This window comes from Kitasatospora sp. NBC_01246, assembly GCF_036226505.1.
Classification (GTDB): domain Bacteria; phylum Actinomycetota; class Actinomycetes; order Streptomycetales; family Streptomycetaceae; genus Kitasatospora.
On record NZ_CP108484.1, the window covers coordinates 8,182,155 to 8,205,645 of the forward strand.

Below are 23,491 nucleotides of genomic sequence, written 5' to 3' on the forward strand. Positions count from 1 at the left end.
ACCTGAGCCGTCCCGGTCCGCCCGGCCTGCCCGGGTGGACCGCCGGCCCGGCGGTCAGCCCCGGTCCGACCCCTTGCGGGAGTTCAGCAGCAGCGGTAGCAGCGAGAGCACCACGACGCCGCCCACCAGCAGCCACAGGTAGCTCTCGATCCCGGGGACGGCGGCGCCCAGCCAGTACCCCAGCAGTACCAGGCTCTGCGACCAGAGCACACCGCCGACGATCTGCCACACGGTGAAGGTTCGGGTGGGCACGTCCAGCATGCCCGCCAGCGGACTGAGCACCGTCCGGACCAGCGGCACGAAGCGGCCCAGGACGATCGCCTTCCGGTACCCGTAGCGGCGCAGCAGCGCCTCCCCCCGGGCTGCCGCCGACTTCAGCCGTCCGCTGCGGCTGCGGGCCAGCGCCGGCCGGCCGCCGTGGCGACCGAGCAGGAAGCCCACCTGGGCCCCGGCCACCGCCCCCACCGCGGCGCAGAGCATCACCTGCCAGAGCGACAGGTGGGGCCCGGAGCGGCTGCCGGCGGCGCAGAGCACCCCGGCGGGCAGCAGCAGGGTGTCACCGGGGAGGAAGAACCCCACCACCAGCAGTCCCGACTCGGCGAACACCACCACCAGCACGGCCAGCGCGCCGAAGGCGGCGAGCAGGGAGTCCCCGCTCGTCGGGTCGACGGCCAGCGGCACGCCGCTCACCCGGCCCCGGCCGCGGCCGTCCGACGGTCCGGGTGTCGTCCTGCGGGAGAACTGGGCACGTGGTGAACCGTACTCGCGCGCCCGCGCCACCCGCCACAGCACGTGGTGCGCGGCCCGGCGGGGCCCGCCGTCCGGCCGCCGCCGGCGAGGGTGAGTTGCCCGCCCGTGCACCGGGCCGACACGCGCGGGACGCCCGGAGGTCACGCGGATCGAGTGGGATCGGCCCGGCTCTCCCGTTCCCGAGCGACCCCTGGACCCCCCCATGCGACGCACCCTCACCTCCACCGTGGCGCTGGCCGCTTCCGCGCTGCTGTCCCTGGCCGTGGCCGTCCCCGCCCAGGCGCACGGCGGCCCGGCGGCGGGCCCGGCCTTCGGTACGCCGGCCGGCGCCACCACCAAGGCGCCCTACCGGCCGCTGCAGAGCGTCCGGAGCCTGCAGCAGGCACCGGACGGCTACACCGCGGTCTTCACCCAGACCGTCTCCCGGCACGGCGCCCGCGCGCTCAGCGACAGCGAGGACGGCGACCTCCTGGTGAAGCTCTGGCAGCAGGCCGCCGACGAGGGTGCGCTGACCCGGGTGGGCAAGGGCTTCGGCCCGGACGTGCGGGCGCTGCTGGACGCCAACGCGAAGGTGGGCTACGGGGCGCTGACCGGGCAGGGCCGGCGGGCGCTCCAGGACACGGCCGAGCGGATGGAGCAGCGGCTCCCCGGCCTCTTCCGGCGGATCGCCGCCGGGGCCGACGACCCTGCGGGCCCGGACCGGATCGACGTGGTCAGCTCCGGCCAGCCCCGGGCGGTCGACTCGGGCACCGAGTTCACCAAGGGCCTGCTGGCGGGCGAGCCGGCGCTGGCGAAGGCCGTCGACCCGGCCCGGACCGACACCGACCTGCTCTACTTCCACAAGTCCGCCGTGAACAAGGACTACACCGACTACGTCAAGAAGGACCCGCGGCTGGCGGCCACCCTCGCGGCGGTCCGGGACCAGCCGCGCAGCCACCGGGCGGCCCGGAAGGTGCTGGAGCGGATCTTCACCGGGCCGTTCCTCGACCGCCTCGCGGCCGGCGGCTACCCCTTCGCCGGGAACGAGGTCGACGCGGCCCAGGCCGTCTTCAACCTGTACAGCGTCACCGCCGACCTCACCGACGAGGGCGACTGGCACCTGGGCCGCTACATCGGCTCCGAGGAGGCCGCCTGGTTCGGCTACCTCGACAACGCCGAGGAGTTCTACACCAAGGGCCCGGGCTTCGCCGGTCAGGACATCACCTACAAGATGGCCGGAGTGCTCCTCGACGACCTGTTCCGCAAGGCCGAGAACCGCCGGGCGGGCACCGGCGGTCCGGCCGCCGAGCTGCGCTTCACCCACGCCGAGGAGATCATCCCGCTCGCCGCGCTGATGCGGCTGCCCGGCAGCACGACCCAGGTCACCGAGGCGTCCCCGTACACCTACGCGAGCAACGCCTGGCGCGGCGCGACGGTGGCCCCGATGGGCGCGAACATCCAGTGGGACCTCTTCCGCAAGGGCGACGACTACCTGGTCCGGATGCTCTACAACGAGCAGCAGACCGCCTTCCGGCCGGGCTGCGCGCCGGTCTCGAAGGGCAGCTACTTCTACGACCTGGACGAGCTGGAGCGCTGCTTCGGCCGGACCGCGTAGCGGACGGGCACCGGGCGGGCGGTGGCCGCGGGCCCGGTGGCACGGAGGGTCAGCCCCGTGTGCTGTACTACGCGTTCACCGATTCCCCACAGCCCCTCAGGAGTGACCCGCCGGATGAGTGCCACCTGCCCGCAGTGCGAGGCGTCCGACCGGTCCGTCCCGGTGTCGCGGGCCCTCGCGGACACCACGGAGCCGCTTGAGGAGCCGGTTCGCGCGCTGCTCGCCCCACCGCCCGAGCCGAAGCCGGCCCGGGAGCTGAGCGGCGGCGCGATCGCGCTGTCCGCCCTGGCGGCGATCTTCGCCGTGGTCGGGATCCTCTCGCTGGTCCGCGACCGGGAGGACCTCTCCGGGTACGACGCGGCCTACCGGGCGGGCTACCTGGCCGGTCCGTTCATCCTCCCGCTGATCCTGCTGGCGGCCGCCGCGATCGTGGAGCTCGTCGCGCGCTCCCGCCGCCGGCCCGGCTCCGGGTCGCCCGAGGAGGCGGCGCACCGGCAACTGCACGCCCGGGTGTGGCAGGCCGGGTGGCTGTGCCGGCGGTGCCGGGTCGCGTTCTTCCCCGAGGCGTCGATCCGCCCGGGATTCCCCGCCTCGCCGGCGATCCCGCTGGAGCAGTTCCCGCACTGGGTGATGACCGCCGCCGAGCGGGCCTTCGGCGCGCAGGCCCGGCCCGTGGCCGGCTGACACCGTCCGGGCGGGTCCTCCGCCGGCGCCCGGTACGGCCGGTGGCGGCGCCGGGGCCGGGGGAGGAGGATGGCCACGCCGAGGAGGTGTGGCCGAGTGGCGGACGAACAGGGCATCCCTACGGGCGCGGTGAGCGACGCGGTGGGGTCCGGCGACGGCCCGGCGCTGCGCCTGGAGGAGGTCGCGCGGGAGGGGCCGGGCACCCGGCAACCCGCGCTGACCGTGGCCGACGCCCGTACCGGGCGCAGCACCGGGATCCCGCCCGGGCGGCGGATGCTGCTGCGGGTCGGGGTCCGGCTGGGCTGCGCCGGCGGCCGGATCGGGGCGGGGGACCTGCGGGCCGCGCTGGTCGGTGACGTCCTGCAGAGGGTCGCCGAGATCGAGGGCCTCCAGGTGGTGCGGGTCCTCGCTGTGGCGGAGGGCGCCGCCGCCGACTTCGGGCGTGCCGCCGCCGCTCTCGGTGTCCACCCGCCGGTCGCCGTCGTCGCCTCCGGTGATCCGGACGGTCCGCTGGGCGGCCCGCCGGACGTCCAGGTCCTGGCGGCGGACGCCGAGCGGGCGGGCGCGGCGGGCGTCTGGCTCGGGGTCGGCCCCGCCCGGCCGGACCGGGGCGGCGAGCTGGCGGCCGGTCTCGGCTCCGGCGCCGTCGACGCCTCCGCGCTGCGGCTGGCCCTGCTCGCCCGCCCGTACGGCGAGCCGGTCGTGGCGGGTCCGCGTGAGCTGGCCGAGGCGGCGGGCACGCTGCGGGACTGGCGGCGGCAGGTCGCCGACTGGGCCTGGGGGCCCTCGAAGCCCGTGCCGGACGAGATCCGGCGGGAGGCCGCGGCCGCGTTCACCGGGGACCTGGACACCCCTGCGGTGCTCGCCCTGCTGCACCGCGTCGGGGCGGCCTCGGGGCTCGCGGACGGGGCCCGCTTCGAGACCTTCGCCGCCCTGGACCGGGTGCTGGGGCTGGAACTCACCCGCGACGTCGGCCGCCGCTGACCGGTCCGCCCTCCCGCCACCGACGCGCCGCCAGCCCCCTTGAGCCCTGGGTGCGGCGGACGGCGGCGGCCTCGCCCGGGCAGGCACCGGCGCCGCCGCCGCCGACGCCCTCGGCCGTGGACGCCGCCCGGCCGGGGATCAGGCCTGCGGCCGGGGCGTGACCAGGGTGCCGTTGATGACGGTGCGCAGGATCCAGGCCAGCCGCTGCTCGGGCGTGCCGGAGAGGAGGTCCGCGCCGAGCGCGGTGATGCGCGGGTGGTCGGCCGCGGTGGTCGCCCGGAGCGCGTCGGCCAGCGCGCCCTGCTCCGCCTCGGCGCGGGCGTCCTGGTCGCGGCCGGCCTGCTCGGCGGCGATCGCGGTGGCCGCCAGGAGGAGGACGTCGACGCCCCAGGCGGCCTGGCCGTCGGGGACGTCCCCTTCGTGCAGCAGGGCGAGGACGGCCTCGACGAGCGCGAGGTAGTTCGACCCCGAGGGGCGGGCCAGCAGGGCCGAGTGCGCCAGGCTGGGGTGCTGGAACAGGACGTGCGTGTACGAGTCGAGGATGGCGGCGAGCCGCTCGCGCCAGTCGCCCGGCGCGCTCAGCGGCCCGAGGTCGACGGCGCCCAGCAGCTCCTCCAGGATCGCCGCGTGGAGCTCGGCGGTGTTGGCCAGGTAGACGTACAGCGACGCCGGGCCGGTGTCGAGCTCCTGGGCGAGCCGGCGCATGGTGACGCGTGGAAGGCCTTCGGCCCGCATGATCCGGACGGCCGTGTCGACGATGCCCTCGTAGGTGAGCGCGGGCTTGGCGGGCCGCTCGCGGCGGCTACGAGGGGCGGGGGAGCGTGACGTCACGCCACCGAGCCTAATGATCGCGTTCGGGACGAACAAGTTCGGCGCCTCGACGAACGTGTTCGTTAAGACCTTGTTCCTGACGAACATGTTCGTTATGTTGGGGAAGGAGGGCGCGCCGCCCGCTCGTCCCGAGCCGCCGGCCCGACCGCCCCCACCCGCGACCCCACGCCCGTACCCGCCCGAGGAGCACGCCATGACCACCACCCACCACCCCCTCGCGATCGTCGGCGCCGGCCTCGGCGGTCTGACCCTGGCCCGCGTCCTCCAGGTGCACGGCATCGCCGCGACCGTCTTCGACCTGGAGCCCTCCCGGGAGGCCCGCACGCAGGGCGGCATGCTGGACATCCACGGCGACACGGGCCAGCGTGCGCTCCGCGCGGCCGGCCTGCACGAGCCCTTCCTCGGCCTCGTCCACCCGGGCGGCCAGGCCATGCGGATCGTCGCCCCGGACGGCGCCGTCCGCCACAGCGAGGAGGACGACGGCAGCGGCGACCGCCCCGAGGTGGACCGCGGCCGGCTGCGCGACCTGCTGCTCGACTCGCTCGTGCCCGGTACCGTCCACTGGGGGCGGAAGGCGACCGGCGCCCGCCCGCTCGGCGACGGCCGTCACGAACTGCGCTTCCAGGACGGTTCGGCCGTCACCACCGACCTGCTGGTCGGTGCGGACGGCGCCTGGTCCCGGATCCGCCCGCTGCTCTCCGCGGCGACGCCGGCCTACACCGGCGTCTCCTTCGTCGAGGCCGACCTGCACGAGGCGGACACCCGTCACCCGGCCGCGGCGGCCCTGATCGGCGGGGGCTTCTTCTTCTCCCTCGGGGAGGGCAGGGGCTTCCTGGCCCACCGGGAGGGCGACGGCAGTCTGCACGTCTACACCGCCCTCAAGGTCGCCGAGGAGTGGCTGGACGGCATCGACCTGGCCGACACCGCCGCCGCCAAGGGCGCCGTCCTGGCCCACTTCGACGGCTGGCACGAGAGCCTGCGGGCGCTGGTGGGGGAGGCCGACGGCGCGCTGGTCGGGCGGCGCATCCACGCCCTGCCGATCGGCCACCGCTGGGAGCGGACCCCCGGTGTGACCCTGCTGGGCGACGCCGCGCACCTGATGTCCCCGTTCGCGGGGGAGGGTGCCAACCTCGCGATGCTCGACGGGGCCGAACTCGGCCTGGCCCTCGCCGCCCACCCGGGCGACGTCGAGGCCGCCCTGCGGGCCTACGAGGAACCGATGTTCCCGCGCGGCGCGGCCTCGGCCGCCGAGTCCGCCGCGAGCCTGGCGCAGATGTTCGGCGAGCGCGCGCTGGAGGGCCTGCTGGAGCGGTTCGCCGCCACCGGCTGATCGACCGCCGGTCCGGGCTCCTCGCGCTCGCGGCCCTACGCGGGGGCGACGGCCCGTTCCAGCAGGCCGTGCAGCAGCTGCCTCTCCTGTGCGGTGAGGCTGCCCAGCGGCGAGCCCTCGGTGAGGAGTTCGAGGAGCCGTTCGCGCAGCGCGGTGCCCTCGGCGGTGAGCACGAGCTGCTTGGCGCGGCGGTCGGTGGGGTGCGGGTGCCGCTCGATCAGCTGCTGCTTCTCCAGCTTGTCGACGACGAAGGTGGTGTTGGAGGGCTCGCAGCTCATGCGCTCGGCGAGCTCGCGCATGGTCATCGGCCCGCTCATCTCCCGCAGCGCGGCCGCCTGGGAGGGGGTGAGCCCGAGGGTGGCCGCGCGCACGCGCACGTGCTCGACGATCCGCTGGTTCAGCCCGTTCACCAGGCCGCACAGCTGTCGCACGGCGATGGCCTGCGGCTCGGAGAACGTCGTCATGGCGCCCACTCTAGCAGTTCGTCAAGCCAACATAATTGCAGCTTGAATGATTCGAACTTGATGCTTATGGTGGCGTCGACGGCGCCGGAACCCGGCGCCGAACTGACGACGACACACGGGAGAGAACTCATGGCCGACATGACGGTGGATCAGGGCGAGCGACTGCGCCGGCCGGCGGGGGTCCGCTCGATACGGCTGGGCGACACCACGGTGTCGTACGTGCCGGACGGTGATGTACGGCTGCGCCCCCTGGACGGGCTCCCGGACAGCACCGGCGAGGTGTGGGCCGCGCACCCGGAGTACCTGGACGCCGGGGGCCACCTGGTCGGGAGCGTCGGCAGCCTGCTGGTGGAGCACGGCGACCGCGCGCTGCTGATCGACGCGGGCTTCGGCCCCCGGTCGCACGCCGCGCCGGCCGGGCCCCTCGCCACGATCCGCGGCGGCGCGCTCCCGGACGGCCTGGCCCGGCTCGGCCGCGCCCCCGAGGACATCGAGGCGGTGGCCTTCACCCACCTCCACGCCGACCACCTCGGCTGGGCCGCCCTCCCCGCCCCCGGCGGGGACCAGCCGCTGTTCGCCCACGCCGACTACCTGGTCTCCGCGCCGGAGTGGGAGCAACGGGACCTAGCGGACGAGCAGGTCGCGGCCCTGGCCCCGCGCGTCCGGACGATCACGGACGGGCAGGAGGTCTTCCCGGGTGTCCGCGTGCGGATCCTCCCCGGGCACACCCCCGGGCACGCCGAGTACGTCATCACCGGGGGCGGCCGGCGGCTGATCGCCTTCGGCGACACCGCGCACTCGCCGATCCAGATCGACCACCCGGACTGGTCCTCGGGCTTCGACCACGACCTGACCCGGACCGCCGAGCACCGCCGCCGACTGGTCGCCGAGCTGGCGGAGCCCGGCACGATCGGCTTCGGCGTGCACTTCGCCGACGTGGTGTTCGGCCACGTCCGGCGGGGTGGGTCCGGTCCGGCCTGGCAGCCGCTGGACGCCTGACCCGACGGCCCGGTCAGCCGGCCTGCCAGCCGTGTTCGAGGAGGTCGAAGGCGGCGTCCAGGGCCCGCGCCGGGTCCGCCGAGTCGCGGGCGAGCGCCGAGGCTCCGAGGGTGAACCGGGCCAGCGCGGCGCAGCGCGGGTCGTCGGGCTCGGCGCCGGTCGCGTCGGCGACGGCGCGGGCCAGGGCCTCCTGGTGGCGCGTCCACATCCGGCGGGCGTACTCGCTCAGCGCGGGGGTGTCGCGGACGAGGTCCGTGACCGGCGGCGACACCGGCTACGTCAACCGGCCCCTGTACGCGCTGCCGGTGCCGCACAGCTGGCCGCACACCCCTGGACCACCCGACCGTCGACGGCGCCGTCACCGCGTACGAGCGTGTCCTGCTGCCCCGTTCCGCCGCGGCCGCCGCGGCCGCCGCCGACGCGGCGGAGGGCATCGAGGGCGCCTTCGCCCCCGACAGCGCCGAGCAGCTCCTGGCCCATTGGGGGGACCACCAATGACGGCCGGTACGTCGCGGGAAGGCCCGCCCGCCCCCGGATCCGGCGACGGCCGCCGTTCGTGGGGCGGGCCCGACGGCCCGGTGAACCGGATCAGCGGGGCACCCCGCGCGGTGTCCGCCGCCACCGGTTCGGGGGAGGCCGCCGAACGTGACATCGTGTGCGTGAAGCCGTCTACCGGCAGCACCCTTCCAGGAGGTCCCGTATGAGCAGCGAATCAACGTCGTCCGACCACGCCGAGAACACCGAGAAGGCCACGGGCGCGGAGGCCGACCAGGCCACCGCGGCGCCCGCCACGCAGGACGACGTCAAGGCCCGGTTCCTGGCCGCGCTGGAGCGCAAGCACGGCACCAAGGGCGGCGCCGCGTCCGGCGGCCCGAACGGCGACTCGAAGATCCACGGCGCCCACGCCGCGGCCGGCGGCAAGCGCAACTTCCGCCGCAAGAGCGGTGGCTGAGCACTCGACCGCTCGGGCGGCGCCGGATCCGGCGCCGCCCGGTCCACCTGGCGTCTCCGCCGCCCGGTCCCTCGCGGGGCGGGCGGCGGAGACGTTCACCCCGGCCACGGTCCGCGGGCCGGTCGGGCCGGTCGGGCCGGTCGGGTCGGCCCGACCGGTCAGGCGGGCAGGGAGGCCAGCCAGTCGGTCAGGAGCCGGTTGACCTCGTCCGGTCGTTCCTGCTGGATCCAGTGCCCGCAGCCGTCGAGGACGTGGCAGGAGAGCAGACCGGGAAGCGTGACGGGGTAGGCCGCGATCGCCTCGGCCAGCCAGGTGGTGGAGGCGTCCAGGCCACCGCCGGCGAACAGCGAGGGCTGGGTGATCGGGGCGCCGTCGAAGCGGGCGAGGTCCTCCCAGTCCCGGTCCATGCTGCGGTACCGGGCCAGCGCCCCGCGCAGGCCGGTCCGCTCGAACTCACCGGCGTAGAAGTCGAGGTCCTCCGCACTGAGCCAGCCGGGCAGCCGGCCGGCGGGGAACCGGTCGCGCAGCGTCCCGCCCGGGCCGACGAAGTGCGGATCGGGTGCGCCCGGGGCCGGCATGGTGTCGGCGGACAGCGCCGCGTAGAAGCCCGCGAGCCAGCCGCGCACATCGGGTTCGATCTCGGCCTCGGCGCGGCCCGGCTCCTGGAAGTAGGCGACGTAGAACTCCTCGTCGCCGCCCATCCCCGCGAAGACCTCGCTGGGGCGCGGACCGCCGCGCGGCAGGTACGGGACGCTCAGCAGTCCCACCGCACGGAACACGTCCGGCCTGACCAGGGCGGAGTCGGCGGCGATGGTCGCCCCCCAGTCGTGGCCGACGATCACCGCGGACCGTTCGCCCAGGGCGTGCACCACCGCGACGTTGTCCTCGACGAGGTCGAGCATCCGGTACGCGGCCGGGTCCTCGGGTGCGGTGGAGCGCCCGTACCCCCGGACGTCGACGGCGACCGCGCGGTACCCGGCCGCGGCCAGCGCGGGCAACTGGCGGCGCCAGGAGTACCAGGACTCCGGGAACCCGTGCACCAGCAGGACCAGCGGCCCGCTGCCCTGTTCCACCAGGTGGATCCGGCCGGCGGGGGTGGGGACCAGTCGGTGGGTGGCGCCCGCGAGGTGGGGTGACATGCGTCCTCCTGACGATTCGGTCGGCCGGGCGCGGGGTGGCGCTCCGGCGCACGCTGTCTCGCCGCCGATCATGGTGCGCCCGGTGGGCTCCGGGCGAGGGCTGTTGCCGGTTCGGCAAACCGCCCGGCCGGCTTCGGCGCCCGCGCTCCCCGCTACCGCGCCGCGAACGGCCGGCCGGGGCCGAAGGCGACGGCGGCGAAGCGCTCGCCGATGCGGCGGTGCGCGGCGGTGTCCGGGTGGAGCGCGTCGGGCAGCGGCAGCTCGGCGAAGTCCGCCTCGCCGTACAGCTCGCGGCCGTCGAGGTGGTGCAGGTTCGGGTCCTGGGCGGAGCGCTGCCGGACGATGCGGGCCAGCTCCTCCCGGATGACGCGCAGGGTGAGCTTCCCGCCCGCCCGCTCCGCCGGGTCGCCGGTGGCCAGGAACCGCAGGCGCCCGGTGGCGAGGGCGGTGAGGTCCGGGGCGCTGGGGCCGGGGGTGTCCTCGTGGATGGGGCAGAGGATGGACGAGACCACCAGCAGCGGCGCGTCCGGGTGCCCCTCGCGGATGGTGTCGAGGAAGCCGTGGACGGCCGGGGTGAAGGCGCGCAGCCGCATCAGGTCGGTGTTGACGAGGTTGATGCCGATCTTGACGCTGATCAGGTCGGCGGGGGTGTCGCGCATGGTCCGGGCGGTGAACGGGTCGAGCAGGGCGCTGCCGCCCAGGCCCAGGTTGACCAGCTCCGCACCGCCGAGCGCGGCGGCGAGCGCCGGCCAGGTCGTGCTGGGGCTCGCGGTGTCGGACCCCTGGCTGATCGAACTCCCGTGGTGCAGCCAGACCTTGCGGCCCCGGTCGGCCGCGTGCTGCTCGACGGGGGCGTCGGTGCGCAGCGCCACCAGTTCGGTGGTCTCGTTGTGCGGCAGCCAGATCTCGACGTCCTTGACGCCCTCGGGCAGTGCGGGGAACCGGGCGGTGCCGACCGGCCCGGGCCGGGGCCGCGCGGACCCGGTGGCCAGGTCGATGGTCAGGGTGTTGCCGGTGGGAACGGTGGACTGCCCGGCCGGGCGGCCGTCGACGAGCAGGTCGTACACGCCGTCCGGGCGGGGCGGTGCGCCCGGGTAGACCCGCTTGGTGGGCAGGGTGTCCAGTTCGATCGCGGTGGCCCGGGTGCGGAAGGCCAGGCGTACGCCGGAGGGCTGGGACTCGGCCATGGCCAGCTGGCCGTCGGTGTTGCGGGCGCGGACCCAGGCGGGCAGCCGGTGCGGGAGCAGACCGTGCTCGGTCCGCTCCAGGTCCAGGGCGCCGCGCAGCAGCTCCGCGGTGACGGGCGTGGTGATCCAGCTGTGCGGGGTGGTGTGCATCGTCTCAACCTTGTGCTTCGGGAAGTGCGGGGGCGTCGGCCCGGACGCGGGCCGGTCGGCCGGTCGGGCGCCGCCCGTGGTGGGCGAGGGGCCCGGGTCAGGGCGCGGGCCAGTTGCGCAGCAGGGCGTCGAGGGCGTCCAGGATCCGTGTCCAGGACTCCTGGGAGTCGGGGGCGCTGTGGCTGAAGGCCTCGGCCAGCTCCAGGCTGACGTAGCCGTGGAAGACGCTCCCCAGCAGGCGGACGGCGTGGGTCTGGTCCGGTTCGGTGAGGTCGTACCCGCGCAGGATCGCCCGCGTCATCTCCGCGTGGCGGCCGCCGGCGCTGGCCGCCGCCGCCTCCGGGGTGAGCGGCTGACGGGTCGCCGCGTAGCGGCCGGGGTGCTGGCGCGCGTAGTCGCGGTAGACGTCGGCCAGCGCCGTCAGGGCGTCCTTGCCCGCCCGCCCGGCCAGCGCGTCGGCGCCGCGGTCGGCGAGCTCCTCCAGGGCGAGCAGGGCGATCCTGGTCTTGAGGTCCTGGGAGCTCTTGACGTGCGAGTACAGGCTCGCGACCTTGACGTCGAACCGCCTGGCGAGTGCCGAGACGGTCACCTGCTCGAAGCCGACCTCGTCGGCCAGCTCGGCGCCCGCCCGTGTCAGGCGCTCGGTGGTCAGCCCTACGCGTCCCATGTCCCGTCCTCTCGTTCGACAGAACCGATGATGCATTTGCCTAATACCTTTAGGCAAATCGACGTGGGATATAGGGAGGATGGCGAGGCGTTCAAGTGATTGACAGCGTTCCGTCATGGGAGTTCACTTCGTGAAGAAAGGTCCCGGCCGGGCTCTCCCACGACCCCTCCAGAGCAAGGCGGTTGCGTATGCCCTCGTCGATCCACCGACAGTCCCTGGCAGCCACGTTCGGGCTGCTGCTGGCCATGGTCGCGACCTTCGCCTGGGGACCGGCCCAGGCCACGGCGGCCCCGACCTCCGTTCAAGCAGTGAACTTCGAGGACAACTTCGACGGCCCCGCCGGGTCGGCGGTCGACGCGGGCAGGTGGCAGACCGAGACCGGCGACAACGTCAACAACCACGAGCGCCAGTACTACACGGCCGGCAACGCGAACGCCGCGCTGGACGGCCAGGGCCACCTGGTGATCACGGCGCGCCGCGAGAACCCGGCCAACTACCAGTGCTGGTACGGAACCTGTCAGTACACCTCGGCCCGGCTGAACACCTCCGGCCGGTTCGCCCAGGCCTACGGGCACGTCGAGACCCGGATGAAGGTCCCGCGCGGCCAGGGCATGTGGCCGGCCTTCTGGATGCTGGGCAACGACATCGGCCAGGTCGGCTGGCCGAACAGCGGCGAGATCGACGTCATGGAGAACGTCGGCTTCGAGCCCGGCACGGTGCACGGGACCATCCACGGCCCCGGCTACTCGGGCAGCGGCGGCATCGGCGCCGGGTACAGCCTCCCGGGCGGCCAGGCCTTCGCGGACGCCTTCCACACCTTCGCCGTCGACTGGGCGCCCGACTCGATCTCCTGGTCCGTGGACGGCACGGTCTACCAGCGCCGCACCCCGGCCGATCTCGGCGGCCGGAGCTGGGCGTTCAACAAGCCCTTCTTCCTCATCCTCAACCTCGCCGTCGGCGGCTACTGGCCCGGTGACCCGGACGCCGGCACCGCCTTCCCGCAGCAACTGGTCGTGGACTACGTGCGGGTGACCACCTCCGGCGGCACCCCCACGGGCGGCACCCTGACCGGGCTGGCGGGCAAGTGCCTGGACGTGGCCGCCGCGGGCACCGCCAACGGCACCCAGGTCCAGCTCTACACCTGCAACGGGACGGCCGCGCAGCGCTGGACGGTCGGCACCGACGGCACGGTGCGCGCGCTCGGCAAGTGCCTGGACGCCAATGCCGCGGGAACCGCGGACGGCACCAAGGTGCAGCTGTGGGACTGCAACGGCACCGGCGCCCAGCGCTGGTCGTACAACGCGGCCACCCGCGACCTGGTCAACGTGCCGGCGAACAAGTGCCTGGACGTGGCCGGCAACAACCCGGCCGATGCCACCGCGACCCAGCTCTGGACCTGCACCGGGGCCGGCAACCAGAAGTGGACGCTGAACCCCTGACGAACAGCGCCGTGCCCCGGTCGCCGGAGGGCGGCCGGGGCACGGCGGTTCGTCAGGGTCGGGTGACCCGCGGTCAGCGCAGGTCGAAGCGGTCGAGCTCGGACACCTTGGTCCAGGCCGCGACGAAGTCCGTCACGAACTTCTCCTTCGCGTCGTCGCTCGCGTAGACCTCGGCGAGCGCCCGCAGCTCCGAGTTGGAGCCGAACACCAGGTCGGCGCGGGTGCCGGTCCAGCGGACCTCGCCGGTGACGGCGTCCCGGGCCTCGAAGGTGTTCGCGTCCGCGGTGGTGGCCTTCCACGTCGTGCCCAGGTCGAGCAGGTTGACGAAGAAGTCGTTGGTCAGCCGGCCGGGGGTGTCGGTCAGGACGCCCAGCGAGGACTGCTGGTAGTTGGCGCCCAGCACGCGCAGGCCGCCGACCAGGACGGTCAGCTCCGGGGCGCTCAGGGTCAGCAGGTTGGCCCGGTCCAGCAGCAGGTACTCGGCCGGCAGCCGGTTGCCCTTGCCCAGGTAGTTGCGGAACCCGTCGGCGGTCGGCTCCAGCGCCGCGAAGGACTCGACGTCGGTCTCGTCCTGGGCGGCGTCCACCCGGCCCGGGGTGAACGGCACCACGACCGGGAAGCCGGCGTCGGCGGCGGCCTTCTCCACACCGGCCGCGCCCGCGAGGACGATCAGGTCGGCGATCGAGATCGCCCTGCCGTCCGTCCGGCCGGCGTTGAACGAGTCGCGCACGCTCTCCAGGGTGCGCAGCACGGTCGCCAGCTCGTCGGGCCCGTTGACCTCCCAGCCGCTCTGCGGTTCCAGCCGGATCCGGGCGCCGTTGGCGCCGCCGCGCAGGTCACTGCCGCGGAACGTGGAGGCCGAGGCCCAGGCGGTGGAGACCAGCTGGGCGACGGTCAGGCCGGAGGCCAGCACCTGCTGCTTGAGGGCGGCGATGTCCGCGGCGTCGACCAGCTCGTGCGTGACGGCGGGCAGCGGGTCCTGCCACAGCAGGGTCTCCGACGGGACCTCGGGGCCGAGGTAGCGCACGACCGGACCCATGTCGCGGTGGGTGAGCTTGAACCAGGCCCGAGCGAAGGCGTCCGCGAAGACCGCGGGCTCGGCCAGGAAGCGCCGGGAGATCTGCTCGTAGACCGGGTCGACCCGCAGCGCGAGGTCGGTGGTCAGCATGGTCGGCGCGTGGGTCTTCGAGCCGTCGTGCGCGTCCGGGACGGTACCGGCGCCGCCGCCGTCCTTGGGCCGCCACTGGTGGGCGCCGGCCGGGCTCTTGAACAGCTCCCACTCGTAGCCGAAGAGGATCTCGAAGAAGGTGTTGTCCCAGGTGGTGGGCGTGGTGGTCCAGATGCCCTCAAGGCCGCTGGTGATCGTGTCGTCGCCCTTGCCGGTGCCGTAGGTGCTCTGCCAGCCCAGGCCCTGCAGCTCCAGCGGGGCGGCCTCGGGGTCGGGGCCGACGTTGTCGGCCGGGCCCGCGCCGTGGGTCTTGCCGAAGGTGTGGCCGCCCGCGATCAGGGCGACGGTCTCCTCGTCGTTCATCGCCATCCGGCGGAAGGTCTCGCGGATGTCGCGGGCCGCGGCCATCGGGTCCGGGGTGCCGTTGGGGCCTTCCGGGTTGACGTAGATCAGGCCCATCTGGACGGCGCCCAGCGGGCTCTCCAGGTCACGGTCGCCGGTGTAGCGCTCGTCGTCGAGCCAGGTCGTCTCGGGGCCCCAGTAGACGTCCTCCTCCGGCTCCCAGACGTCCTCGCGACCGCCGCCGAAGCCGAAGGTCTGGAAGCCCATCGTCTCCAGCGCGACGTTGCCGGCCAGGATCAGCAGGTCGGCCCAGGACAGGCTCTGGCCGTACTTCTTCTTCACCGGCCACAGCAGGCGGCGGGCCTTGTCGAGGTTGGCGTTGTCCGGCCAGCTGTTCAGCGGCGCGAAACGCTGCTGGCCGGCACCGGCGCCGCCGCGGCCGTCGCTGATCCGGTAGGTGCCCGCGCTGTGCCAGGCCATCCGGATGATGAAGGGGCCGTAGTGGCCGAAGTCGGCCGGCCACCAGTCCTGCGAGGTGGTCAGCACCTCGGCGAGGTCGCGCTTGACGGCGGCGAGGTCGAGCGTCTTGAACGCCTCGGCGTAGTCGAAGTCCGCACCGAGCGGGTTGGCCACGGCCGGGTTCTTGGCAAGGATCTTCAGGTTGAGCCGGTCCGGCCACCACTGGCGGTTTCCACCGCCCTGGGTCGGGTGCGCGGCGCGCCCGTGGGCGACGGGGCAGCCTCCTCCCCCCTCCGCCTTCGCATCGGTGACGATCGCGTCGTGGTTCTCAGACATGGGAATCCTTCCGGGCCGGGCGGATCACGTTGTTCAGGAACGATCGAAGGGCGGAGCACCTGGGGGGGTCGTTCAATGAGGAGGACTAGCTCACCCGACGCGGAGGTGCTCACCGCCGTTCCGGAGCCTCACTGCCCCCTAGGCTATCGCCGGAACCGATCCTACGATGGACAGATTCCAAGTCAAGAACCACACCGAGTGACTATCCCGTCGGGGTTCGGAAGGCCACTGCTAGAATCCGGGGTTCCCCCATGAGCCTGAATAGGTGAACCGATATGAGTGACCTGCTGGTACGGCTGAGAGGGCGCGGCTGGCGACTGACCGCCCAGCGGCGCGTCGTCGCGGAGGTCCTCGACGGCGATCACGTCCATCTCACGGCCGACGAGGTGCACGCCCGCGCGGTCCAGCGGCTGCCGGAGATCTCCCGCGCGACCGTCTACAACACCCTCGGCGAACTGGTCGGCCTCGGCGAGGTCATGGAGGTCGCCACCGACGGCCGGGCCCGGCGCTACGACCCCAACGCCCACCGCCCGCACCAGCACCTGGTGTGCTCCGGCTGCGGCACGATCCGCGACGTCCACCCGGCCGGGGACCCGCTGGCCGACCTTCCGGCCGAGCAGCGGTTCGGCTTCGCCGTCGCCACCGCCGAGGTCACCTACCGCGGGATCTGCCCGGACTGCGCCTGACGCCCGGGGCCGACACCTCGCCGACCCGCCGAAGGGGCCGGCCGAACCCAAGGGTTCGGCCGGCCCCTTCGGCTGCGGTGCGGTCGGCGGACGGCCGCTCAAGGTGCTCGAACCGCTGCTGCTCTCGTCGACGACGATGATCGCCCCGCTGGAACTCGACGAACCACCGCCCCGGCCGGCGCCGTCGGTGCCGCCGTCGGCGACGAGGGCGCGGCCGTCGGGGCTGGATGCGTAGGCCGTCGGGGCTGGATGCGTAAAGGGCGGGACAGGGGGTGCACAAGCGTTTACCCTGGGATGGGTGAACGTCTGTGCACCCGTCTGTGGACCAGCGTCTGGAGCACGATGACCCCGGTGACGGCCGAGCCCGGCCCGACCTCCCCCGTCCCGTCCGCCAGGACGCCGCGGGCCGATCTGATCGTGCCCGTCCTCGCCTTCTGCGGCGTCGTGGTCGCCGTCATGCAGACCCTGGTCGTGCCGCTGCTCCCGCACGTGCCCGCGCTGACCGGCAGTTCGCCGGGCGCGGCCGGCTGGCTGGTCACCGTCACCCTGCTGACCGGCGCGGTCTTCACGCCCGTGCTCGGCCGGGTCGGCGACATGTACGGCAAGCGCCGGGTGCTGCTCGCCTCGCTGGGCGTGCTCACCGCCGGGTCCGTGCTGTGCGCCGTGAGCTCGCAGATCGGCGTGCTGATCGCCGGCCGCGCGCTGCAGGGCGCGGCCCTCGCCGTCATCCCGCTCGGCATCAGCATCATCCGCGACGAACTGCCGCCCGAGCGCGTGCTGCCCTCCATCGCCCTGATGAGCTCCACCCTCGGCATCGGCGCCGCGATAGGGCTGCCGGTGGCGGCGCTGGTCGTGGAGAACTTCGACTGGCACACCATGTTCTGGGCCTCCGCCGCGCTCGGCGTGCTGGACATCGCCCTGGTGCTCCGGATCGTGCCGGAGTCGCCGCTGCGCTCCCGTGGGCGCTTCGACCTCCCCGGGACCCTCGGCCTCGGCGCCGTCCTGGTCGGCCTGCTGCTCGCGATCACCCAGGGCGCCGGCTGGGGCTGGACCTCGCCGCGCACGCTCGGCCTGCTCGGCGGCTCGCTGCTGCTCGGGCTGCTCTGGGGCCGGTACGAGCTGCGCACCGCCTCGCCGATGGTCGACCTGCGGGTCTCGGCCCGGCCCGCGGTGCTGCTGACCAACCTGGCCGCGATGCTCATCGGCTTCGCCTTCTACGCGAACTCCCTGGTCACCGCGCAGATGGTGCAGGAGCCCAAGGAGACCGGCTACGGTCTCGGCGCCTCGATCGTGGTGGGCGGGCTCTGCCTGCTGCCGGGCGGCCTGGCGATGGTCGCGCTGTCCCCGCTGTCCGCCCGGATCTCCGCCAAGTACGGCCCCCGGACGACGCTCGCCGTCGCGGCGTCCGTGATGGTGGTCGGCTACCTGGTGCGGTTCTTCACCAGTCACAGCCTCTGGCTGATCGTGGCCGGTGCCACCGTCGTCGCCTCCGGCACCGCCCTCGCGTACTCGGCGCTGCCCGCGCTGGTGATGCGGGCGGTGCCGGTCAGCGAGACGGGTGCGGCGAACGGGCTGAACACGCTGATGCGCTCGGTCGGGCAGGCCTGCTGCAGCGCGGTGGTCACCGCCGTGCTCGCCCACGTCACGTTCACCGTCGCCGGGCGCACCGCCCCCACCCTGCACGCCTATCTGCTGATCTTCCTGATCGCGGCCGGGATGGCCGCCGCCGCGCTGGTCGCGACCCTCTTCCTGCCCGCCGGCCGCACGGCGCGCCCGGGCCCCGCCGCAGCCGGTACGGTCGGGGTGACGACCCCGGCGGCCCCGGCCCAGGAGAGCGCATGACCATCGCCGACGAGACCGGCGCGACCGAACCGGCCACCGGGCCGGTGACCGGGCGGCCCGAACAGCTCGGCGAGGCCGAGCAGGGCACCGGGCGGGACGCGATCCTGCGCGCCGCCCGCCGGGCCTTCGCCCTGCGCCCCTACGCCGACGTCACCATGCGGGGGATAGCGGCCGACGCGGGCGTCAGCCCGTCGCTGATCGTGAAGCGGTTCGGCAGCAAGGAGCACCTGTTCAACACCGTCGCCGACTTCGGGCCGGCGGCGGACGAGCTGTTCGCCGCCGAACCCGGCGCGCTGGGCCGCCACCTGGTGCTCACCGTGGTCCGGATGCGCCGGGAGCAGCGCGGCGACCCCCTGCTGCGCGTGGTCTTCTCGCTCGGCAACGACGACGAGCGGACCCTGCTGCGCGAACGGTTCCGCCGCCAGGTGACGGACCGCCTCGCCGCCTCCCTGCCGGGGCCGGACGCCGAACTGCGCGCCGAACTGATCGCCGGCCAGCTGCTCGGGCTCGGCGCGACGCTCAGCCTGCACCGCCCGGGCGCGGGCGACCGCGCCACCCCCGAGCGGCTGGCCGAGCTGTACGCCCCGGCGCTGCAACGGCTCGTCGACGGGGCCTGAGACCGGCCGGCCCCGTGCGGGCCCCGACCGGTCACGCCGGTCGGGGCCCCGCCGTCAGGCCGGTTCGACCGGCTCCGGGGTGGTGGCGCGGGTGCGGCGCAGCGCGGCGAGGGCGGTGGCGACGGCCAGGAAGGCGGCGACGACCCCGGCGTCGCGTGCGAGTTCGGCGAACCTGATCGGCGGCGCCCAGTAGTAGGGCGGGGCCAGCATGGCGGTCCAGGGGAGGACGGCCAGGGCGGCGCCGGCGGCCCGCAGCCGGTCGGGGCGGGCGGCGGCGAGCTGGACGAGGTAGGCGATCGTCATTACCAGGGCGGGCCAGGCCGTGGAGACGTCGAGGAGGGTCCGCAGGCTGTCGGAGAAGACGGGGTCGGAGAGGTCCCCGGGGCCTGCCCACGGCCAGCGCAGGACGAGCGCGGTCATCGGCAGTGCCACGGCGACGGCGGCGAGCGCCGCCCCGGTGCGGCCGCGCGCGGACCGGTCGACGGCGTCCGGCGGGGCGATCAGGACCGGCCCGGCGAGCAGCAGCCAGAGCGGGAGCAGGAAGACGTACTGGAGGAACGCCCCCGACGGGTACACGAGGAAGGCGGCCGGAGCGCCGGCCCCGGCGAGGACGCCGGCCAGGACCAGCAGCCGGGCGTGGCCCCAGCGCCCGAGCGCGGCGAGGACCAGCGCGAGGAGCCAGGGCGCGGTCTGCACCGCGCCCACCGTGGCGGTGGCCGTGGCGTTCGGGCTGAACAGGTCCACCCGGGGCACCGTGAGGAAGAGGCTCATCACCAGGTGCACGGTGGCCAGGGCCGCGCCGCCGGCGAGGGTGAACGGCGCCGCGCCGGCGAGGACGCGGCCGGCGGGGTCGCGTGAGCTGAGCCGGGTCCGCAGCCGGACGGCGTGCGCGGCGAGGGCCGTCCACTCGCGCAGGACGGTGCGGCGGTCGCCGTCCTGTACGGACTCCGCGAAGACGGCGGCGATCTCCTCGCCGTGCGAGGACCGGTAGGCGGCGGGGTAGAGCCCCAGCAGGGCGAGCCTGGCGGGCGGCGGGGTGGCCTGGGCGTGCGTGCTCATGCGGTGGCTCCGTTCAGTCGGGGCGTGCTGAGGCCGGTCCCGCGGCCGGGGTTCGGCCCGCGGCCGAGGGCGAGCCTGCGGTCGGCCTCGGCGACGCCGGCGCGCAGGCGCTCCGTCTCCTCGCCGAGCACCTGCCGGCCCTCCTCGGTGAGGGCGAAGGTGCGGCGCATCCGGCCCGCGACGGTCTCCTCGTGGTCGATCCGGATCAGCCCCTGCTGGAGGAGGCGGTCCAGTGCCGTGTAAAGGGTGCCGGTGAGGAGCTTGGTCCGGCCGCCGGAGATGGCCAGCACCTCCTGGACGATCGCGTAGCCGTGCCGGGGGGCGTCGGCCAGCGCGGTGAGCACGAGCCTGGTCGGCTCCTGTAGTTGACGGTTAGCCATGGGGGCGAGCATAGCTAAATGATCAGAGTATGTCGATGATTAAGCTATCGGGCCGTCAGAAGATAGCCGACGGCGGCGCCGGGCCCGGGCACCTGGGGTGCCCGGCCCGGCGCCGCCGGATCGTGTCGGCCCGGTCAGAGGCCGGGGGAGCGGTGCGTCGGCCGCCCGTCCGCGACGGTCAACAGGGCCGGAAGTTCGGCCGGTTCGGTACTGGGGACGGTGAGGGGGTCGTCGGCCGGCACGGTCAGGTCGGCCCGGTGGCCGACGGCGAGGCGGCCGGCCGTCCCCTCCTCCCCGGCGGCCCGGGCGGGGTTGACGGTCATGCCCCGGAGGGCTTCCAGCGGGGTGAGCGCCTGCTCGATCCCGTGCGGCGGCTCGGTGAGGTCGCGGCTGGGGCGGCGGTGGCGGGATCCGGCCATCACGCCCAGCGGCGGGTAGGGGGCGATCGGCCAGTCCGAGCCGAGGACGACGGTGGCGCCGGGGCCACCCTGATCGCCGCCGGCCTGACGCGGGGCGCCGCCGGGTGCCGGCACCTCCGGTGAGCGGTCCGGGGTAGCCGGCCGGCTACGTGTCGTGGGTCTCATCGGGGGCCGTGGCCAGTTCGTCCGCGTCCCAATGTGGTGAGATGTGCGCGTCACAGAGTGATGGCGCTGACGGGGGTGCGTGATGAGGAATGGACGGCTGTTCGGGCTCGGGTCGGACACCGATGCGGCGGATCTCGCCGCCGTGGGGCTGATCCGGCTGGCGACCGGCGAACGGCTCGGGGCCGGGGCCCGGCCCTGGCTGTGGCAACTGCGGGCGGCCTCGTTCGCCGACACCTGGCTGGCCTTCGCCGACCCGGCCGCGCCCGGGCTCCGGGTGCCGGCGGGCGCGGCCCTGCACCAGCTAGTCCGCCGGGCGGCGGAGCTGGTCCTGCTGACCCGCGAGGGGGACGGGCCGGCGGCGCTGGAGCTGCTGGGCCGGGAGTCGGCGGAGGCGCACGAGCGGTCGCGGTGCTCCGACACCGCCCATCCGGTCGAGCCCGTCGCGCTCGCCCTGCTCTGGCACGGCGTGCAGGCGGCGACCGCCGACGGCCCCGACGCGGCGGTGGAGCGGGAGTGCCACGACCGCCGCATCGCCGAACGGTCCGAGGCCTACGTCCGCCGCCGGCACCGCCGCCAGGACACGCTCGCGCTCATCCTCGCCTGCGCCCGCTCCGCCGCCACCGCCCTGGCGGAACTGAGCGGCGACGACCCGGGTAGGGCGGCCGCCACGCTGGAGGAGTACGCCATCCGGTCGATGGCCCAGGCCGGTCCGGTGCCGCTCTGGGTGCCGGGGCGGCCCGGGCAGCTCACCTCCTGAGCCTCCGGCCGGCCGGCCCGGCTGCCTCCGTATGCTGGCCCGATGCCTTTGCGGAGCCTGCACGACCGAGCCGCCCTCGAAGCCCGCTTCCGACGGGACCCGGCGTTGCACCTGATGGAACTCGGTGACCTCGACGACCTGCTGTGGCCGCACACCTCCTGGTACGGCGTCGCCCCGGACGGTCCGGTGGCGCTGCTGTACGCGGTCGGCGACACCCCCACCCTGCTGGCCTTCGGCGGGGCCGCCGAGGCACCGGAGGTGGCGGAGCTGGTCCGGGAACTGCTGCCGGTCCTGCCGCGCCGCTTCTTCGGCCACCTGACCGGCGACGCGGCCGGGGTGCTGGCCGAGGCGTACGAGGTGCGCCGCCACGGCACCCTGCTGCGGATGGTGCTGACCGACCCGGAGCGCGCGGCGGCGCACCCCGCCGACCCGTGGGCGCCGGTCCCGCTGGGCCGCGCGGACCTGCCCGAGCTGGTGAAGCTGTTCGCCGAGGCCTACCCGGGGAACTGGTTCGACGACCGGATGCTCGACACCGGCCAGTACGTCGGCGCCCGCCGGGACGGCCGGCTGGTCGCCGTCGCGGGCGTGCACGCCTGGTCGCCCGTCCAGCGGGTGGCCGTGCTCGGCAACGTCACGACGCACCCCGCGGTCCGGCGCCAGGGCGCGGCCGGGGCCTGCGTGGCCGCGCTCTGCCGGCAGCTCGCGGACGGCAGCGACCACATCGGGCTGAACGTCCGCGCGGACAACGCGGCCGCCGTGGAACTGTACCGGCGGCTGGGCTTCACCGAGGTCACCTCCTTCACCGAGGCGACGTTCACCGCACGCTGACCGGTACGGCCGCCGTCCCGGGCGCCCGTGCCCGCCCGCAGGGCGGCCGGAGTTCAGGCGGAGGCCGCGGTCGTCCCGCGCGTCCTCGCCCGCCCCGACGACCACGCGGCCGCACCCCCCACCAGCAGGGCCGCCCCCAGCGCGTAGACCGGCAGCCAGTGGGTCGTCGTCGCCGCCAGGCAGTCGTCGACGACCGCGCGGCTCTGCTCCCGCTGCGCGGACTCCAGTGCGTCGGGGTCCGCCCCGGCCAGGCCCCCCAGGGCGGCCTGGGTCCGCAGGCTCTCGTACCGGCCCGCCTCCGGGCAGGACTGCCGGGTGCCCGGCATCGGGAACAGCCAGTCCCAGCGCTGCAGCGCCGGGGCCAGCGCCAGGGCCACACAGAGGCCCACGACCAGCGCGTACGCCGCCAGGCCGCAGGCATAGCCGACGCGTCGGCCCGGCGTGCGGACCGGCACCCGGCCGAAGGAGAGGACCACCGCGAGCAGCGTCACACCGAGGTAGGTGGAGAACCACTGCCAGGAGCCCTCGGCGAAGGAGAACGCCAGCACCACGGCGAGCGCCGTCCCGAGTACCCCGGGGTCGGCGGACAGGTCCGCACCGCCCACCGCCGCGCGGTCGCGGACACCTCGACGGCTGGGCTCGCTCACGGGCTCTCTCCTGCCTGCCGCCGGCTCCGGAGCTCCAGCCTCCCGCCCCGACCCGTGGTCACCCCCGGCTCCCACACCGCTCCCCGCCCGGCCCCACCCGCTCGGCCCAGCGGCGCGGGCCGGTGGCCGGTCAGCCGCGGGCGGTGTCGGCCGGGCGGCAGAGGTGGAGGCTGTAGGAGGCGCGGCACTCGGTCTGCGCGGGCACCACCCCCGAGCCGCGCACGCCCTGGACCAGGCTGACCAGCACGACGGCGACCAGCGCGGCCTTGACGGCCCCGGTCAGCGCCCCGTCGTACCGGGCCGCCGAGAAGCGCCTGAACGCGTAGACGACTCCGCAGAGCGCGGCGACGATCGCCGAGACGCTGAGGTAGCTGTAGCCGGTGATCTCGCCGTTCTCCCGGACGGTGTTCTCGAAGTGGAAGTCGGCGACCACCGGGAGGAGCGCCAGGAGGGCCGCCGCCCAGCCGATCCTGACGGCCCGGCCGCGGCCACGGAAGTACTCGATCATCGGCGTCCCCCTGGTGTACCGGAGCGGGGCCGCCCGACCCGAGGGACGGCCGCCCCCGCACCCCGGCCGTCCTCGTCGCGGAGGAGGACGCCGGGGGGGCGACGCCCG

The 23,491-nt window shown here is 74.9% G+C and carries 24 protein-coding genes and 1 pseudogene; 12 read left to right on the forward strand and 13 right to left on the reverse strand.

Annotated elements, in window-relative coordinates; translation table 11 throughout:
• Positions 1-54 precede the first annotated feature (54 nt).
• Positions 55-681, reverse strand: coding sequence for a DedA family protein (locus OG618_RS34325; RefSeq protein ID WP_329491535.1), 627 nt, complete (start codon positions 679-681; stop codon positions 55-57).
• A gap of 271 nt (positions 682-952) precedes the next feature.
• Here OG618_RS34325 and OG618_RS34330 point away from each other — a divergent pair, with 271 nt between their 5' ends.
• The 3 genes from OG618_RS34330 to OG618_RS34340 all read left to right on the forward strand — a co-directional run bounded on the left by OG618_RS34330 (position 953) and on the right by OG618_RS34340 (position 4,012).
• Positions 953-2,344: a histidine-type phosphatase gene (locus OG618_RS34330; protein ID WP_329491536.1), complete on the forward strand. Its 1,392-nt coding sequence runs from the start codon at positions 953-955 to the stop codon at positions 2,342-2,344.
• Positions 2,345-2,458: 114 nt separating this feature from the next.
• Positions 2,459-3,028 (forward strand): hypothetical protein, encoded by a 570-nt coding sequence (locus OG618_RS34335; RefSeq protein WP_329491537.1) that lies wholly within the window; start codon positions 2,459-2,461, stop codon positions 3,026-3,028.
• Positions 3,029-3,124: 96 nt separating this feature from the next.
• Positions 3,125-4,012, forward strand: a complete 888-nt coding sequence (locus OG618_RS34340; RefSeq protein WP_329491538.1) for a hypothetical protein — start codon at positions 3,125-3,127, stop codon at positions 4,010-4,012.
• 138 nt (positions 4,013-4,150) lie between these two features.
• Here the strand turns inward: OG618_RS34340 and OG618_RS34345 are convergent, their stop codons facing one another.
• Entirely contained in the window at positions 4,151-4,843 is a 693-nt protein-coding gene (locus OG618_RS34345; RefSeq protein ID WP_329492384.1) for a TetR/AcrR family transcriptional regulator, read from the reverse strand.
• A gap of 193 nt (positions 4,844-5,036) precedes the next feature.
• Between OG618_RS34345 and OG618_RS34350 the strand changes: the two genes are divergently transcribed.
• Positions 5,037-6,173 (forward strand): FAD-dependent oxidoreductase, encoded by a 1,137-nt coding sequence (locus OG618_RS34350; RefSeq protein ID WP_329491539.1) that lies wholly within the window; start codon positions 5,037-5,039, stop codon positions 6,171-6,173.
• A 35-nt stretch (positions 6,174-6,208) separates the two neighbouring features.
• On the opposite strand, the gene OG618_RS34355 is transcribed toward OG618_RS34350, so the two are convergent.
• On the reverse strand, positions 6,209-6,637 hold the full coding sequence (locus tag OG618_RS34355) for a MarR family winged helix-turn-helix transcriptional regulator (RefSeq protein WP_329491540.1): 429 nt from the start codon (positions 6,635-6,637) through the stop codon (positions 6,209-6,211).
• Positions 6,638-6,766: 129 nt separating this feature from the next.
• Between OG618_RS34355 and OG618_RS34360 the strand changes: the two genes are divergently transcribed.
• Positions 6,767-7,636: an MBL fold metallo-hydrolase gene (locus OG618_RS34360; RefSeq protein WP_329491541.1), complete on the forward strand. Its 870-nt coding sequence runs from the start codon at positions 6,767-6,769 to the stop codon at positions 7,634-7,636.
• A gap of 13 nt (positions 7,637-7,649) precedes the next feature.
• On the opposite strand, the gene OG618_RS34365 is transcribed toward OG618_RS34360, so the two are convergent.
• On the reverse strand, positions 7,650-7,907 hold the full coding sequence (locus OG618_RS34365) for an acyl-CoA-like ligand-binding transcription factor (RefSeq protein WP_329491542.1): 258 nt from the start codon (positions 7,905-7,907) through the stop codon (positions 7,650-7,652).
• A gap of 429 nt (positions 7,908-8,336) precedes the next feature.
• Between OG618_RS34365 and OG618_RS34370 the strand changes: the two genes are divergently transcribed.
• Complete coding sequence (locus tag OG618_RS34370) at positions 8,337-8,588, forward strand: DUF5302 domain-containing protein (protein WP_329491543.1); 252 nt, start codon at positions 8,337-8,339, stop codon at positions 8,586-8,588.
• Between the two features lie 158 nt (positions 8,589-8,746).
• Here OG618_RS34370 and OG618_RS34375 read toward each other — a convergent pair whose 3' ends face one another.
• The 3 genes from OG618_RS34375 to OG618_RS34385 form a co-directional block, all read right to left on the reverse strand.
• Entirely contained in the window at positions 8,747-9,727 is a 981-nt protein-coding gene (locus OG618_RS34375; protein WP_329491544.1) for an alpha/beta fold hydrolase, read from the reverse strand.
• A gap of 152 nt (positions 9,728-9,879) precedes the next feature.
• Positions 9,880-11,064 (reverse strand): GDSL-type esterase/lipase family protein, encoded by a 1,185-nt coding sequence (locus OG618_RS34380; RefSeq protein WP_329491545.1) that lies wholly within the window; start codon positions 11,062-11,064, stop codon positions 9,880-9,882.
• 97 nt (positions 11,065-11,161) lie between these two features.
• Positions 11,162-11,731 (reverse strand): TetR/AcrR family transcriptional regulator, encoded by a 570-nt coding sequence (locus tag OG618_RS34385; protein WP_329491546.1) that lies wholly within the window; start codon positions 11,729-11,731, stop codon positions 11,162-11,164.
• A gap of 188 nt (positions 11,732-11,919) precedes the next feature.
• Here OG618_RS34385 and OG618_RS34390 point away from each other — a divergent pair, with 188 nt between their 5' ends.
• Entirely contained in the window at positions 11,920-13,170 is a 1,251-nt protein-coding gene (locus tag OG618_RS34390; protein WP_442906906.1) for a ricin-type beta-trefoil lectin domain protein, read from the forward strand.
• Between the two features lie 73 nt (positions 13,171-13,243).
• On the opposite strand, the gene katG is transcribed toward OG618_RS34390, so the two are convergent.
• Complete coding sequence (katG, locus tag OG618_RS34395) at positions 13,244-15,475, reverse strand: catalase/peroxidase HPI (protein WP_329491547.1); 2,232 nt, start codon at positions 15,473-15,475, stop codon at positions 13,244-13,246.
• A gap of 275 nt (positions 15,476-15,750) precedes the next feature.
• Here katG and OG618_RS34400 point away from each other — a divergent pair, with 275 nt between their 5' ends.
• From OG618_RS34400 to OG618_RS34410, 3 genes are all read left to right on the forward strand, one after another.
• The gene (locus OG618_RS34400) at positions 15,751-16,161 is read left to right on the forward strand and encodes a Fur family transcriptional regulator (protein WP_329491548.1); all 411 of its coding nucleotides are present in this window, start codon (positions 15,751-15,753) and stop codon (positions 16,159-16,161) included.
• Positions 16,162-16,503: 342 nt separating this feature from the next.
• Positions 16,504-18,003: an MFS transporter gene (locus tag OG618_RS34405; protein ID WP_442906968.1), complete on the forward strand. Its 1,500-nt coding sequence runs from the start codon at positions 16,504-16,506 to the stop codon at positions 18,001-18,003.
• The gene (locus OG618_RS34410; RefSeq protein WP_329491550.1) at positions 18,000-18,620 is read left to right on the forward strand and encodes a TetR/AcrR family transcriptional regulator; all 621 of its coding nucleotides are present in this window, start codon (positions 18,000-18,002) and stop codon (positions 18,618-18,620) included. Before OG618_RS34405 ends, OG618_RS34410 begins: the two co-directional genes overlap by 4 nt.
• Before the next feature lie 54 nt (positions 18,621-18,674).
• Here the strand turns inward: OG618_RS34410 and OG618_RS34415 are convergent, their stop codons facing one another.
• From OG618_RS34415 to OG618_RS34425, 3 genes and pseudogenes are all read right to left on the reverse strand, one after another.
• Positions 18,675-19,679 carry a hypothetical protein gene (locus OG618_RS34415; RefSeq protein WP_329491551.1) on the reverse strand — a complete coding sequence of 335 codons (1,005 nt, stop codon included), beginning with the start codon at positions 19,677-19,679 and terminating at the stop codon, positions 18,675-18,677.
• Complete coding sequence (locus OG618_RS34420; RefSeq protein ID WP_329491552.1) at positions 19,676-20,059, reverse strand: PadR family transcriptional regulator; 384 nt, start codon at positions 20,057-20,059, stop codon at positions 19,676-19,678. The genes OG618_RS34415 and OG618_RS34420 overlap by 4 nt, the downstream gene beginning before the upstream one ends.
• 134 nt (positions 20,060-20,193) lie before the next feature.
• Positions 20,194-20,538: pseudogene (locus OG618_RS34425) on the reverse strand (amidohydrolase family protein); the annotation flags it as partial.
• A 187-nt stretch (positions 20,539-20,725) separates the two neighbouring features.
• Between OG618_RS34425 and OG618_RS34430 the strand changes: the two are divergent.
• On the forward strand, positions 20,726-21,400 hold the full coding sequence (locus OG618_RS34430; RefSeq protein WP_329491553.1) for a hypothetical protein: 675 nt from the start codon (positions 20,726-20,728) through the stop codon (positions 21,398-21,400).
• Positions 21,401-21,442: 42 nt separating this feature from the next.
• Positions 21,443-22,228: a GNAT family N-acetyltransferase gene (locus OG618_RS34435; RefSeq protein WP_329491554.1), complete on the forward strand. Its 786-nt coding sequence runs from the start codon at positions 21,443-21,445 to the stop codon at positions 22,226-22,228.
• Positions 22,229-22,281: 53 nt separating this feature from the next.
• On the opposite strand, the gene OG618_RS34440 is transcribed toward OG618_RS34435, so the two are convergent.
• Both OG618_RS34440 and OG618_RS34445 read right to left on the reverse strand, forming a co-directional pair.
• Entirely contained in the window at positions 22,282-22,875 is a 594-nt protein-coding gene (locus OG618_RS34440; protein ID WP_329491555.1) for a hypothetical protein, read from the reverse strand.
• 130 nt (positions 22,876-23,005) lie between these two features.
• Positions 23,006-23,383 carry a hypothetical protein gene (locus OG618_RS34445; RefSeq protein ID WP_329491556.1) on the reverse strand — a complete coding sequence of 126 codons (378 nt, stop codon included), beginning with the start codon at positions 23,381-23,383 and terminating at the stop codon, positions 23,006-23,008.
• Between the last annotated feature and the right edge of the window lie 108 nt (positions 23,384-23,491).